Genomic DNA, 14,117 nt, shown 5'->3' on the forward strand with positions numbered 1-14,117 from the left:
AAGATCCACACATCGTCTTCTGGGAGCACGTCCGGTGGCATACCTCGCGCGTTGGTGTGTCAGGCACCGCCTGATCACCGTCCTGCTGTGGCTCCTCGCCTTCGGCGGGGTCACCGCGGGCGCCGCCCTGGCCGGTTCGGCGTACTCGAACGACTACGAGGTCCCCGGCACCGAGTCCCACCGCGCGACCCAGCTGCTCAAGGAGGGCTTCCCGGGGCTGGGCGGGGACAGCGACACCGTCGTCTGGCACACCGTCACCGGCACGGTCCGGGCAGGCGACATCGAGCGGACCATGACCCGCACCCTGCGCCGGATCGCCGCACTGCCCGGCGTGGCCTCGGTGTCCGGCCCGTACGGCGACCAGGGCCCCCACCGGATCAGCGCCGACGGCCGTACGGCCTACGCAGCCGTCACCTTCGCGCGGCAGGCCGACGACATCGGCAGAGCCGAGGCGCAGGCCGTCGTGCGCGCCGCCAAGGCAGCCACGGGCGAGGGGCTTCGGGTGGAGCTGGGCGGCACCGCCATCGGGCTCACCGAGTCCGCGCGCGGGCACACCGCCGAGGCGGTCGGGGTGCTCGTCGCCGCCGTCGTGCTGTCCCTCGCCTTCGGCTCCCTCGCCGCCTCCCTGCTGCCGATCGCCACCGCGCTGGTCGGCGTCGGCACCGCCTACGCGGGCATCGGACTGCTCGGACACGCCATGACGGTCGCCGACTTCGCGCCCATGCTCGGCATGCTGATCGGCCTCGGCGTGGGCATCGACTACGCGCTGTTCATCGTGACCAGGCACCGGCGCGGCCTGAAGCGCGGCCTGAGCGTCCCCGAGGCCGCCGCGCACGCCGTGGCCACCACCGGACGCGCGGTCGTCTTCGCGGGTGCGACGGTGTGCATCGCCCTGCTCGGGATGCTGACACTGCGGCTGGGCTTCCTCAACGGGGTCGCCGTGGCGGCCTGTCTGACCGTCGTGCTCACCGTCGCGGCCTCCGTGACCCTGCTGCCCGCCCTGCTGTCGTACCTCGGCCCGCGCGCCCTCAGCCGGCGCGAACGGCGCCGGCTCGCCGAACACGGGCCGCGCCCCGAACTTCCCACCGGCCTCCCCGCCCGCTGGTCGGCGCTGGTCGAACGCCACCCCCGGCTGCTCGGCTCGCTCGCCCTCGCGGTCGTCGCCGTGCTCGCCCTGCCGACCCTCTCCCTCCGCCTCGGCACCTCCGACCAGGGCAACGATCCCCGCACCTCCACCACCCGCCAGGCCTACGACCTGCTCGCGGCGGGCTTCGGGCCCGGCGTGAACGGGCCGCTGACACTGGTGACACGCGTGGACGGCGGCGACGACAAACTCGCCCTGGACAACCTCGACACCACCCTGCGCGCCACCCCGGGCGTCGCCTCCGTCACCCCGGTCACCTACGCCACCGGCGGGGACACCGCGTACCTCACCGTCGTACCCGAGTCCGCGCCCCAGTCCCAGGACACCAGCGATCTCGTGGACCGGCTGCGCACCGGCGTGCTCCCGCGCGCGGAACGCGGCACCTCGCTCGACGTACAGGTGGGCGGAGTCACCGCCGGCTACGACGACTTCGCGGATGTGATCGTCGGCAAACTGCCCTTGTTCGTCGGCGTGGTCATCGGGTTCGGCTGCCTCCTGCTGCTGCTCGCCTTCCGCTCGCTCGGCATCCCGCTGAAGGCCGCCGCGATGAACATCACCGCCGTCGCCGCCGCGTTCGGCATCGTCGTCGCCGTCTTCCAGTGGGGCTGGGGCAGTGAACCGCTCGGCCTCGGCCGCTCGGGCCCCATCGAGCCCTTCCTGCCCGTGATCATGGTCTCGGTGCTCTTCGGGCTCTCCATGGACTACCAGGTCTTCCTGGTCAGCCGGATGTACGAGGAGTGGCTGGAGACCGGCGACAACCGGCGCGCCGTCCGCGTGGGCCTCGCCGAGACCAGCAGGGTGATCAACTCCGCCGCGGTCATCATGATCTCCGTCTTCCTCGCCTTCGTGCTCAGCGGCGACCGCGTCATCGCCATGTTCGGCATCGCGCTCGCCTCCGCCGTCGCCCTCGACGCCTTCGTCCTGCGTACCCTGCTCGTGCCCGCCCTGATGCATCTGCTCGGCCCCGCCAACTGGTGGCTGCCCGGCTGGCTGGAGCGCCGCCTGCCGCGCCTCAGCATCGAGCCGCCCGAGTGCCGCGCCGCGCAGGACAGGCTCGGCCGGGTGCCGGTGGACGAACTGCGGAAGGACGAACGGCACGATGTACGCGACATCGCTCGGTGACGACGGCGCCGAACTGCGGCCCCTGGAGGTCTGGCACGCGGAGGAACTGCTCGCCCACATCGACCGGGGGCGGGAGTTCATCGGCCGGCACGTCGGCCTGGCGGACGTGGTGTCCGATCTCGACGGCGCCCGTGGCTGGCTGAAGTCGTACGCCGACAAGCGCGGTGCCGACGCCGGCAGCGCGCACGGGATCTGGCTGGGCGGGAAGCTCGTCGGCGGCCTGCTGTTCCGCGTCTGGGACACCCCGAGCGGGGTCTGCGAGGCCGGCTGCTGGCTGGAGCCGGCGGCGGCCGGGCGCGGACTGGTCACGCGCGGGATGCGGGTGCTGCTCGACTGGGCCTTCGAGGAGCGCGGCATGCACCGGGTGGAGTGGTACGCCTCCTCGGCCAACGAGCCGAGCATCGACGTGGCCCGGCGGATCGGCATGACCCGCGAGGGCGTGCTCCGCGAGAACTACCGGCACCGGGGCGTGCGCACCAGCACCGAGATCTGGGCGGTGCTCGCGCCCGAGTGGCGCGCGGCACGCGCGCGTACCGCGCACAACGATCATTAAGAGACCTCTCAGACAGCGTCCGTACGGTGCCAGGCATGGCAACGAAGACAGCGGAAGGCGCCACGGCCGGCACTGAGGCCGGCACCGAGGCGCGCAAGGACGACGAGACGACGACGGCCGGTCTTGCTGAGGACCAGGCCGCCGAGGGGCGGGCCGCCGAGGAGCAGGCCGCGGAAGCCGACGGCGGCGAGGCAGGCGATGCGACGGAAGCCGCCGGCGGCAAGGCGCCCTCCGGGGTCGGCCAGGGCGCCGGCGCCGTCGTCTCCGCAGCGCTGGGCCTCGTCTCACTGAGCGGCGGCTGGATCGGCACCGTCGCGTCCGCGCGCGAGCAGCTCGTCGGCCAGCTCCGGACCTCCTCCACCGCGAGCGTCGCCCAGCAGATCAAGGAGGTCTACGGCGACGCCTGGCACACCACCGCCCTGTGGGCCGGCCTGTTCGCGCTGGCCGCGCTGATCACCGGCGTGGTCGTGCTGGCCCGGCCCGCGTTCGGCACCCCCGGCCGTCCGCAGGCCGCGTGGATCAAGTCGGTCGCCTGGGCGGGCGTCTCGCTCGGCGTCATCGGACTGCTGCTCGCCGTCCTGAAGTACTCCGACGCCCTGCTCGGCCTGCCCTCGACCGGCTGAGAGGGCCGCCGGGAACCCGCAGGCCTGAGGGGCCTTAGGGCGCGCGTGAGCGACTCACCGCCGCCCTAAGGCCCCTTACGCGCGCGTGCGGCCCGCCGGCCGCCCGAAGATGCGGCACTCTCCCGATGTGGCGGACCTGCCTGGGAGACGAGGGTGGAGGCGTCGCGGAAGGCGACACACCACACCGTTTCCCCCGGAGGACTCGCCATGTACGCCCTTGAACTCCACCGCCTCCGCTCAGCCGAACTGCGCCGCACGGCCCAGCAGGAGCGCCTGGCCCGCGAAACCGTACGGTCCCGCCGCGCCGCCCGCCGCGCGGAGTCCGCCGGTGACGGGGCCCCGGCCGCCGAGTCGCATACCGACCGCCCCCGCTGGCACCGGCTGCCCCGCACCGCGTGACCCTGTCGTCCGCCGGTACGGCGCTGCCGGCCACCGGTACGACCATCACACGGGGGCTGTGGAAAACCGGTGCCGGGCCGTCCCGGCCCCGTGCGATGCTCGGGCCCGTGGAGAACAGGTCCGTCAGTCCCGTGTTCGTCGGCCGCACCGACGAGTTGGACACGCTGAACGACGCGCTCGCCCGTGCCGCCGCGGCCGAGCCGCAGGCGCTGCTGCTCGGCGGCGAGGCGGGCGTGGGCAAGACCCGCCTCGTGGAGGAGTTCGCCGCCGCCGCCGCCCGGCACGGCGCCGTCGTCGCCGTCGGCGGCTGTGTGGAGATCGGCGCCGACGGGCTGCCGTTCGCCCCCTTCTCCGCCGCCCTGCGCGCCGTGCGCGACGCCCTGCCCGAGGAGTTCGCCGCGGCGGCGGCCGGCCAGGAGGAGGAACTGGCCCGGCTGCTGCCCGACCTCGGCGAGGCCGGCGCCGGCCGCCACGACGAACAGGGCATGGCCCGCCTGTTCGAACTCACCGCCCGGCTGCTGGAGCGGGTCGCCGCCGAGCACGCCGTCGTCCTCGTCCTGGAGGACCTGCACTGGGCCGACGCCTCCACCCGCCACCTCCTCGCCTACCTCTTCCGCACCCTGCGCGCCGGCCGTCTCCTCGTCCTGGCCACCTACCGCTCCGACGACATCCACCGCCGCCACCCGCTGCGGCCCCTGCTCGCCGAACTGGACCGGCTGCGCACCGTCCGCCGCATCGAACTCGCCCGCTTCACCCGCGAGGAGGCCGGCCGCCAGATCGCGGGCATCCTCGCCGCCGAACCCGACCCCGCCCAGGTCGACGAGATATACGCCCGCTCCGACGGCAACGCCTTCTTCATCGAGGAACTCGCCGTGGCCGCATCGGCGGGCGACTGCGCCGGCCTCACCGACTCCCTGCGCGACCTGCTCCTGGTCCGGGTCGAGGCGCTGCCCGAGAGCGCCCAGCGGGTCGCCCGGCTCGTCGCAGAGGGCGGCTCCACCGTGGAGTACCGGCTGATCGAAGCCGTGGCCCAGCTCGCCGAGGACGACCTCATCGAGGCGCTGCGGGCCGCCGTCGGCGCCAACATCCTCACCGTCACCCGGACCGGCGACGGCTACCGCTTCCGGCACTCCCTGGTCCGCGAGGCCGTCGCCGACGACCTGCTGCCCGGCGAACGCTCCCGGCTCAACCGCCGCTACGCCGAGGCCCTGGAGGCCGACCCGGCGCTGGTCCCCGCCGACGCCCGCGTGATGCGCCTGGCCAGCTACTGGTACCACGCCCACGACGCCGCGAAGGCCCTGCCCGCCGTCCTGGCCGCCGCCGTCGTCGCCCGCCGCCGGCACGCCTACACCGAGCAGCTCGGGCTGCTGGAGCGGGCGATGGAGCTGTGGGACAGCGCCCCGCAGGAGGTGCGCTCCGCCCTGCGCCCGGTCGACTACGCCGAGGTCTGTCCCCCGTGCGGCTGCGACCCGGCCACCACGCCGCTGCGCTACCTCGACCTGATGGCCGAGGCGGCCGTGGCGGGCCGCTTCGGCGGTGAGCGCGAACGCGCCCTGAAGATCACCAAGCGGGCCCTGCGCCTCCTGGAGGAAGACCCGGACCCGTTGCGCGCCGCCTGGTTCTGGGTGCAGCGCTCCCGACTGGTCCAGGCCATGTCGCGCGGCGACGGCCGGCAGGAACTGGCCACCGCCCAGGATCTCGTGCGCGGACTGCCACCGTCCGAGGTGCACGCCGAGGTGCTGGCGGTCGCCGCCAGCTGGTCCATGCAGCGCCGGCCGGGCCCCGAGGCCCTCGCCGCCGCCGAGCGGGCCGTGGAGTACGCGCGCATGGTGGGCGCCCGCGAGACCGAACTGCACGCCCGCCTCACCCTGGGCGGCCTGACCGTGGAGTCCGGCGAGCCCGAGGCCGGCCTCGCGCAGATGCGGGAGGTCCTGCGGGACACCCGCGCGGAGGGCATGCACCATGTCGCGGCCCGCGCCTATGTGAACCTGCCGTCCGCGCTGCAAAGCATCGGCCGGGACCGGGAGGCCGTTCCCCTGCTGCGCGAGGGCATCGACTTCTGCCGGGCGTACGGACTGCTGGACTCCGGGGCGTGGATGTGGGGCAACCTGTCCGAGGCGCTGTACTCGCTCGGCCAGTGGCAGGAGGCCGCCGAGGCCGCCGCGCACGCCACCCGGGTCGGCCACGGCGCCAAGCCCCGGGGCGCCGGCGCCCTGCACCAGGCCCACCTCGCCCTCGCCCGAGGCGACCTCACCGAGGCCGGCCGGCACCTCGCCGCCGCCCGCGCCTGGTACGGCACCCACGACCCGATGCCCCAGCAGTCCCTGCCCGTGGCCCGTATCGTCCTCGCGGTCGCCGCCGCCGAGGGCCGGATCGCCGACGCCCGCGCGGCACTGCTCCCGGCCCTGGACGCCGGCTTTCCGCCCGGCACCCGCCGCTACGCCTGGCCGCTGCTGCTGGCCGCCGCCACCGCCGAGGCCGACGCCCGCGGCCTGCCCGCCGCCCGGCCCGGCCGCGCCGAGACCCTCGACCGTCTCTCGGCGGCCGTACGGACCCTCACCACCGGCGTCCCGCTCTGGCAGGCCTACGACCGGTGGACCCGGGCCGAACTGCTCCGCGCGCAGGACCGGGACACGGTCGACACCTGGTCCCCGGTCGTCACCGCCTTCGAATGCCTGGACCGGCCCTACCACCTCGCCCGGGTCCGGTACCGCCTCGCCGCCGCACTGCTGGCCGAGGGCGGCGACGACCAGCGCGAGCGGGCGGTGGAACTGCTCCGGCTGGCCGCGGCGGTCGCCGCCCACCTCGACGCGCGCCCCCTCGCCGACGCCGTCGCCCGGCTCGCCCAGCGCGCCCGCCTCACCCTGACCGGCGCCGCGCGGCAGGCCCCCGCCGACCCGGCCGCGGCGCTCGGCCTCACCAGCCGCGAGCGGGACGTCCTGCACCTGGTCGCGGCCGGCCGCACCAACCGACAGATAGCCGAGGAACTGTTCATCTCGCCGAAGACCGCGAGCGTCCACGTCTCCAACATCCTGAGCAAGCTCGGCGTCTCGGGCCGGGGCGAGGCGGCGGCGGTGGCGCACCGGCTGGGGCTGTTCGCGGCCGGCACGCTCGCAGCCGAAACGCCGGGCTGAGACCTACGCTGGAGAAAACCGGCAGTGAGGGGGAGCCGTGTTCAACGCTTTCGAGGAACTGTTCGCGCCCGGCCGCAAGCACACCCGGGACGAGCAGAACCGGCTGGAACTGACCCGCGAGGACGTGGGAGACAACGACCCCGGCCGCGGCCCCATAGACCTGACCTCCGGGAAGGCGGTGATACGCCTGCCGGAGACGGCGCCGGCCGAGCCGGAGCCCGGAGCGCTCACCGAGGACGAGTAGCCGCGCGGCTCATCGAGGGAGGTGCGCCGGTCACCGCACCCGCACCTCCAGCACCCGGTCGTCCCCCTTCTTCGGGGTGCCGCGGCCGTCCGTGTTGCTCGTCACCAGCCAGAGCCTGTCGCCGCCCGCCGGGACGACCGTACGGAGGCGGCCGTAGGCGCCCGTGAGGAACGCCTGCGGGGCCGCCGAGGCCGACGTGCCGTTCAGCGGGACGCGCCACAGCCGGGCGCCCTTCAGGCCCGCCACCCAGATCACACCGTTCACAGAGGCGATGCCGCTGGGCGAGGCGTCGTCGGTGCGCCACTGGGCCACCGGGTTGTGGAAGCCGGCGTCGGAGGACCGGCCCTCGGCCTTCGGCCAGCCGTAGTTGTCACCGGGCTTGATCGCGTTCAGCTCGTCCCAGGTGTCCTGCCCGAACTCCGAGGCGAACAGCCGCTGTTTGTCGTCCCAGGCCAGGCCCTGGACGTTCCGGTGGCCGTACGAGTACACGGGCGAGTCGGGGAACGGGTTTCCCGGCGCCGGGTCGCCGTCCGGGGTCAGCCGCACGATCTTGCCGCCCAGCGACTTCCTGTCCTGCGCCAGGCCCTTCTCCCCGCTCTCGCCGGTGCCCGCGTACAGCATGCGGTCGGGGCCGAACGCGATCCGGCCGCCGTTGTGGATGAAGCCCTTGGGGATGCCCTTGAACACCGTGTCGGGAGCGCCCAGTTGCTCACCGGCCGGCTTCCGCTCGTCGTACAGCATGCGGACGATGCGGTTGTCCGAGGCCGAGGTGAAGTAGGCGTAGATCATGTGGTCCGAGGCGAAGCCGGGGGAGAGGGCGATGCCCAGCAGGCCGCCCTCGCCGGCCGGCGAGACCCCGGAGACCGTGCCCAGTTCCGTCGTCCGGCCGGTCTTCTCGTCGATCCGGCTGATCGTTCCCTCGTCCCGGGAGGAGACCAGCAGGCCGCCGTCGGGTAGTGGAGCCAGCCCCCACGGCGTCTTCAGGCCCTCGGCCACCGTGCGCAGCACCTTCACCGAGCCCTTGGCCGGAGGGACCGGCGTGGCCGGCGCGGTGCCGTGGCCGGAAGCGGTGGCCCCGGAGGCCGTCGCGCCCGGCGTCCCGCCCGGGGCGTCCCCGCCGCCGGAGGAGCAGCCGGCCGTCAGCAGGAGGGCGGCCACGGCCAGCACGGCCGGCACAGCTCGACGTCGCACGATCACGGTCCCTTCGACGCGGCGGCCCGGCCGCGGTCCACGGGCGGGCCCGACGGCACGCTCTGACTCTCCTACGACGGCCATGCCCCTCCGGGTTCCCGATCCCCGGCAACCGGCCGGGGAAACCTCAGTCCCACGACCCCTGCGCCGCCGGCAGCCCGGACACCTCCGCCAGGTCCTCCGCGGTCAGCCGCAGCCCGGCGGCCGCCGCGTTCTGCGCCGCCCAGCGCTCCCGCTTCGTGCCCGGCAGCGCGATCACGTGCCGGCCCTGCGCCAGCACCCAGGCCAGCGCCACCTGAGCCGGGGTGACGTCCTCGCCGTGCCGGCGGGCGATGCGCCGCAGGCCCGCGACGATCGGCTGGTTCGCCGCCATCATCTCGGCGGTGAACCGGGGATGCCGGGCGCGTACGTCGTCCGGTTCGAACCCCTCGCCCGGCGTCAGCGTGCCGGTCAGGAAGCCGTTGCCCAGCGGCATCGCCGCCAGGAAGCCCACACCGCGCGCCTCGCACCACGGCAGCAGCGCCTGGAGCGCCTCCGGCGACCACACCGACAGCTCCGCCTGCACCGCGGTCACCGGGAACACCTGCTGTACCCGCCGCAACTGGCGCAGCGTCGTGTCGTACAGCCCCGCGCCCGGGCGGCGCCCGCCGCGCGCCCCGACCGCGCACAGGCCGAGGGCCCGCACCTTCCCCGCCCGCACCAGGTCCGCCATCGCACCCCAGGTCTCCTCGACGGGGACCTCCGGGTCGGCGCGGTGCAGCTGGTACAGGTCGATCACATCGGTCTGGAGCCGCCGCAGCGAGGCGTCGCAGGCCCGTCGCACATAGCCGGGGCGGCCGTTGGCCACGATGTGCTGCTCGCCTACCAGCAGCCCGACCTTCGTGGACACGAAGGCGTCCCGGCGCCGCTCCTTGAGCACCCGGCCCAGCAGCAGCTCGTTGGTGAACGGGCCGTACATGTCCGCGGTGTCCAGGAGGTCGGAGCCCAGGTCCAGCGCCCGGTGCACCGCTCTGACCGACTCGTCACCCCGCTGCCGTGATCCGCTGTACGCCCAGCTCATCGGCATGCATCCGAGTCCGACGGCCCCCACCGCGAGCGATCCCGCGCCGATCGTCCTGCGCTCCACCTGCTCGTGAACCTCCCTCTGCCCGGCCCCCAACCTAACCTCTGCGTCGAGGCGTGCCTGACATAGCCTCCTGGCATGAGTTCAGACGTGTGGCTTCCCATTCCGCCCGAGGAGATCGAGGGGCTGCCCGAGGGGCCCCGGTACCTGTTCTGGGACGGGGGAGAGGACGGCGCGCAGCCCTTTCCCGGCGACCCGGCGGAGTGCGCCGTGTACGTGGTGCCGTACATGAAGCGGCTGTCGGTCCGGGTCGGCCCGCTGGAGCATCTGACGAACGTGCGGCTGATCCAGACGCTCACCGCCGGCGTCGACGACATCACCGCGCAGTTGTCGGTGATCCCGCCGGGCGTGCGGTTGTGCAACGCGCGGGGCGTGCACGAGACGAGCACGGCCGAGCTGGCGCTCACCCTGACCCTCGCCGCGCTGCGCGGCATCCCCGGCTTCGTCCGCGCCCAGCAACAGGAGCGCTGGGTGAGCGGTTTCCGTCCCGCCCTCGCCGACAAGAGCGTGCTGATCGTCGGATACGGCGCCATCGGCGCCGCCATCGAGGACCGGCTCGTGCCCTTCGAAGTCGCGCGGGTGGCGCGCGTTGCGCGCTCCCGTCGCACAACGGCGCGCGGTCCCGTGCATCCGATCGCCGATGTGCTTCCAATGCTTCCGCACGCGGATGTCGTGATCCTCTGCACCCCGCTCACGGAGGAGACCCGGGGGCTCGTCGACGCGGAGTTCCTGGCCCGGATGAAGGACGGCGCGCTGCTCGTCAACGTCGCGCGCGGGCCCGTCGTGGACACCGAGGCGCTGCTCGCCGAGCTGGAACGGGGCCGGATCACCGCCGCCCTGGACGTCACGGACCCCGAGCCGCTGCCCCCCGGTCACCCCCTGTGGCAGGCGCCCGGCGTGCTGATCAGCCCGCATGTCGGCGGGCCCTCCTCGGCCTTCCTGCCCCGCGCCGAGCGGCTGCTCGCGGACCAGTTGACCCGGTTCGTGAACCGACAGCCCCTGCGAAACGTGATCCTTACGACCGGACCCGAAACCAGGGGAGCAAACGGGCGCTAGGGCGCTTCGGGCACCCTCCGCAACCTTTCGGACGCGGCCCGTACCCGCATCCCCGCTGGTCGTCACGGAGCGTAGAGAAGCTATGTCCCTGAGTGACGATCCTGGTGTATCGTCCCCGACAGGGGCTGCGCCGCTGACCGTTCGGCGCCGGGGATGGACATTTCAGATTTGTGAGGGGGGCGACGGGCGATGCACGGCCTATGGACGAACGATCCGACGCGGCGGAGCCGCCGACGGCGACCCTGGCGCACGGCCGCGCGCAGGCGCGGCCACCACACCAGCCACCACAGCCACCAGCAGCGCAGGCACAGCGGCCGCCGCAGGCATGCGCACCCAGCGCACCGGGACCGTCGGGACCCGGGAGCGGCGCGAACCGGGAGGCCCCGGTGAGCGCCCCGCCCTCCGTGACCGCCACCCTCGACGGAGCGGTGCGCGCACCGCACCCGCACGAGGCCCCGCCGCCCCGCCGTCCGGCCATCGGCGACAACACCCGGCTGATGGAACAACTCGTCCTCGCCCTGATCTGCGCGGCCTACGCCGTCGGAGCCGCGTTCGACTGGGGCACGAGTCAAGTCGCGCTGATCATGGGCGACTTCGGCCTCAGCGCGGCGGCGGGCTCCGCCGCCGTCTCCTGCTTCCTGTACGCCCGCAGCCGCCGCGTGCGCTTCCGCTCGGCCTGGCTGCTGTTCGCCCTCTCCTCGCTCATGGCCGCGCTGGGCAACGCGGTCTGGGGCTGGTACGAGGTCGTGCTGGACCGCCCGGTGCCCAGCCCCAGCTACGCCGACCTGTTCTTCCTGTGCTTCGCACCGCCCGCCATCGTCGGCCTGCTGGTGCTCGCCAAGCGGCCGGTGACGAAGGCGGGCTGGATCTGCCTGGGGCTGGACGCCTGGCTGATCGGCGGCTCGCTGCTCACCCTCTCGTGGAGTCTGGCCCTCGCCCAGGCGGCCCGGATCGAGGGCTCCAGCGTGGCGCACGCCGCGCTGTCGCTGGCCTACCCGCTGCTCGACATCGCGCTCGTCAGCATGGTCCTCGCCCTGCACTTCCGCCGCGCCCCGGGCAACCGTACGGCGGTGAACACCGCGATCGGCGCGCTCGCGCTGACCGTGATGTGCGACGCCCTGTTCACCTCGCCGCTGCTGCACAGCAGCTACCGCTCCGGGCAGCTGCTGGACGCGGGCTGGTTCGCCGGTTCACTGCTGCTCGCCTACGCCCCCTGGGCCGCGCCCCGGCGCCGGGGCGCGCAGGCGGCACGCGCGGCGGACGGGCACACGCGCGTGGTCCACGAGCACGTGCCGGGCCTGCGGAGCACGGGCCACCACCTGCCCCTGTCGGCGCCGGGCGGCGAGCACTCCCGGTACCCGTCCGGCCGGCCGCTCACCGGCTCCCTCGCCGCGCTCACGCCGTACCTCGCCGCCGCCGTGTGCACGCTGGGCATCCTGTACAACGTCCTCAACGGCCGCAGGCCCGACCACGTGGTGCTGATCACCGCGGGCGCCGTGGTGCTGGCGCTCGTCATCCGGCAGGGCATCATGCTGCTGGACAACATCACCCTCACCCAGGAACTGGCGCAGAAGGAGAACCACTTCCGCTCCCTGGTGCAGGGCTCCAGCGACGTCATCATGATCGCCGCGCCGAACGGCATCCTCCGGTACGTCTCCCCGGCCGCCGCCGGGGTGTACGGCAGGCCCGCCGAGGAACTGGTGGGCACCGAGCTGGCCGCGCTCATCCACCCGGAGGACCTGGGCTGCGTGGTGCACGAGGTGCGCCGCTTCCTCGCCGCCAGCCCGCTGGAGGAACCCACCACGCGCATCGAGTGCCGGTTCCGCTCCGGCGACGGCGGCTGGCTCAACGTCGAGTCGACCGTCAACCGGCACCACGGCGGGCTCATCTTCAACAGCCGGGACGTGACCGAGAGAGTGCGGCTCCAGGCCCAGTTGCAGCACAACGCCGAGCACGACCCGCTGACCGACCTGCCCAACCGCGCGCTGTTCACCAAGCGGGTGCAGCAGGCCCTGTCCGGCCGCCGGGCCACCGACCGGGGAGCCGCCCTGCGCGGTACGGCGGTGCTCTTCATCGACCTGGACGGCTTCAAGGCCGTCAACGACACGATCGGGCACCAGGCCGGGGACGAGCTGCTCATCCAGGCCGCCCGCAGACTCCAGGACGCGGTCCGGCAGGGCGACACCGCGTCCCGGCTGGGCGGCGACGAGTTCGCGGCCCTGATCGTCGGGGACGGCACCCGGGACCGGGCCGCCCGGGAGCGGAACATCCTGGAGCTCGCCGACCGCCTCAGGGTGACCCTCTCCCACCCGTACGCCATCGACGGCAACGACGTCAGGGTCAACGCCTCCATCGGCGTCGCCTTCGCCGAAGCGGGCCTCGGAGCGGGCGAGTTGCTGCGCAACGCCGACCTGGCGATGTACCGCGCGAAGTCGGCCGGAAAGGGCCGGGTCGAGCTGTACAAGCCACAGATGCAGCAGGACGTCGTCCGCAAGGCGGAGCTGGCCACGCGGTTGCGTGCCGCGCTGCACGACGGCGAGTTCGCCCTGCTGCACCAGCCCGTGGTGTGCCTCCAGAACGGCCGGATCACGACGGTCTCCGCACAGGCGCGCTGGCGCTCCTCCCAAGGTGTGCTGTTCACACCGGCCGAGTTCCTGCGCGTGGCCGAGGACGGCGACAAGACCGCCGAGCTGGAGCGCTGGATCCTGCAAGAGGCCGTGGAGCAGGCGGCCGAGCGGGCCGCGACCGGGATCGTCGTCCCCGTGACGGTCCGGATGAGCGCCCGGCGGCTGCTGGACCGCTCGATGCCGCTGGGCTCGGTGGAGGCGCTGCTGACCCGGCACGGGCTGCCGCCCGGGGCACTGGTCGTCGAGCTGTCCGACACCGATCCGCGTGTCTCCCTGGACGAGCTGGAGCGGCGGCTGACCGCGCTGAGCCGGCTCGGGGTGCGGATCGCGCTGGACGGCTTCGGCAGCGGCTACGCGGCCATCACGGCTCTCAGGAGGCTGCCCGTGGACATCCTCAAGCTCGACCGCGGTCTGGTCGAGGGCGTGGTCGAGTCCGCGCGGCTGCACAAGATCACCAGTGGTCTGCTGCGGATCGCCGGCGATCTCGGGCTCCAGTCGGTCGCCGAGGGCGTGGACCTGCCCGAGCAGGTGGTCGCGCTGCGCGCGATGGGCTGCACCCATGGGCAGGGCATGGCGTTCGCCGGTCCGCTGGACGAGTACCGGCTGCGCCGGGCGCTCGGCTCCGGCCACTACCCGGTGCCGCACGCCCCGGCCGAACCGGCGTTCGCGGGCAGCGCGAGGGAGCCGCAGAGGGTGTACACAGGGGGTGTTCCGGCTGTCTTCGGAGGCGGCGGTGCCCTTCGCTCACATTCTGAGACTCCCGTCCCACCCACTTGACACGTGGTGCGTGCCGGGGGGAGGGTCAGTGCCATGCGCACCCGAATTCTCGTACTTGGACAGCGCGTCGGCTGAGCTGGGACCCACCGGAGGACGATCCGGAATCCCCAGCGACCTCACCGGC

General features: G+C 73.8%; 10 protein-coding genes. 8 read left to right on the forward strand and 2 right to left on the reverse strand.

Annotated elements, in window-relative coordinates:
* Positions 1-34: 34 nt before the first annotated feature.
* The 6 genes from ACZ4WH_RS27355 (at position 35) to ACZ4WH_RS27380 (ending at position 7,219) form a co-directional block, all read left to right on the forward strand.
* Positions 35-2,266, forward strand: coding sequence for an MMPL family transporter (locus tag ACZ4WH_RS27355; protein ID WP_468185207.1), 2,232 nt, complete (start codon positions 35-37; stop codon positions 2,264-2,266).
* Entirely contained in the window at positions 2,244-2,819 is a 576-nt protein-coding gene (locus tag ACZ4WH_RS27360) for a GNAT family N-acetyltransferase (protein WP_468185210.1), read from the forward strand. Before ACZ4WH_RS27355 ends, ACZ4WH_RS27360 begins: the two co-directional genes overlap by 23 nt.
* Before the next feature lie 35 nt (positions 2,820-2,854).
* Positions 2,855-3,442: a hypothetical protein gene (locus ACZ4WH_RS27365; protein ID WP_468185212.1), complete on the forward strand. Its 588-nt coding sequence runs from the start codon at positions 2,855-2,857 to the stop codon at positions 3,440-3,442.
* Positions 3,443-3,649: 207 nt separating this feature from the next.
* Positions 3,650-3,841: a hypothetical protein gene (locus tag ACZ4WH_RS27370; RefSeq protein WP_468185214.1), complete on the forward strand. Its 192-nt coding sequence runs from the start codon at positions 3,650-3,652 to the stop codon at positions 3,839-3,841.
* 95 nt (positions 3,842-3,936) lie between these two features.
* Positions 3,937-6,975: a helix-turn-helix transcriptional regulator gene (locus tag ACZ4WH_RS27375; RefSeq protein ID WP_468185263.1), complete on the forward strand. Its 3,039-nt coding sequence runs from the start codon at positions 3,937-3,939 to the stop codon at positions 6,973-6,975.
* 37 nt (positions 6,976-7,012) lie between these two features.
* Positions 7,013-7,219 carry a DUF6191 domain-containing protein gene (locus tag ACZ4WH_RS27380; RefSeq protein WP_468185216.1) on the forward strand — a complete coding sequence of 69 codons (207 nt, stop codon included), beginning with the start codon at positions 7,013-7,015 and terminating at the stop codon, positions 7,217-7,219.
* 30 nt (positions 7,220-7,249) lie between these two features.
* Here the strand turns inward: ACZ4WH_RS27380 and ACZ4WH_RS27385 are convergent, their stop codons facing one another.
* Together ACZ4WH_RS27385 and ACZ4WH_RS27390 are read right to left on the reverse strand one after the other, a co-directional pair.
* Positions 7,250-8,395: a PQQ-dependent sugar dehydrogenase gene (locus tag ACZ4WH_RS27385; protein ID WP_468185265.1), complete on the reverse strand. Its 1,146-nt coding sequence runs from the start codon at positions 8,393-8,395 to the stop codon at positions 7,250-7,252.
* A 142-nt stretch (positions 8,396-8,537) separates the two neighbouring features.
* Entirely contained in the window at positions 8,538-9,536 is a 999-nt protein-coding gene (locus ACZ4WH_RS27390; protein WP_468185219.1) for an aldo/keto reductase, read from the reverse strand.
* Between the two features lie 75 nt (positions 9,537-9,611).
* On the opposite strand from ACZ4WH_RS27390, the gene ACZ4WH_RS27395 reads away from it, so the two are divergent.
* Complete coding sequence (locus tag ACZ4WH_RS27395) at positions 9,612-10,589, forward strand: 2-hydroxyacid dehydrogenase (RefSeq protein ID WP_468185221.1); 978 nt, start codon at positions 9,612-9,614, stop codon at positions 10,587-10,589.
* 386 nt (positions 10,590-10,975) lie between these two features.
* Positions 10,976-13,993 carry a putative bifunctional diguanylate cyclase/phosphodiesterase gene (locus ACZ4WH_RS27400; protein ID WP_468185224.1) on the forward strand — a complete coding sequence of 1,006 codons (3,018 nt, stop codon included), beginning with the start codon at positions 10,976-10,978 and terminating at the stop codon, positions 13,991-13,993.
* The last annotated feature ends 124 nt before the right edge of the window (positions 13,994-14,117 follow it).

This window comes from Streptomyces sp. NPDC029138 (assembly GCF_055564375.1).

What these genes read in the sequence shown, in the direction of transcription:
- ACZ4WH_RS27375 (WP_468185263.1), top strand. Translation starts at nt 3,937, where the DNA reads ATGCTCGGGCCCGTGGAGAACAGGTCCGTCAGTCCCGTGTTCGTCGGC.
- ACZ4WH_RS27395 (WP_468185221.1), top strand. Translation starts at nt 9,612, where the DNA reads ATGAGTTCAGACGTGTGGCTTCCCATTCCGCCCGAGGAGATCGAGGGG.
- ACZ4WH_RS27365 (WP_468185212.1), top strand. Translation starts at nt 2,855, where the DNA reads ATGGCAACGAAGACAGCGGAAGGCGCCACGGCCGGCACTGAGGCCGGC.
- ACZ4WH_RS27360 (WP_468185210.1), top strand. Translation starts at nt 2,244, where the DNA reads ATGTACGCGACATCGCTCGGTGACGACGGCGCCGAACTGCGGCCCCTG.
- ACZ4WH_RS27370 (WP_468185214.1), top strand. Translation starts at nt 3,650, where the DNA reads ATGTACGCCCTTGAACTCCACCGCCTCCGCTCAGCCGAACTGCGCCGC.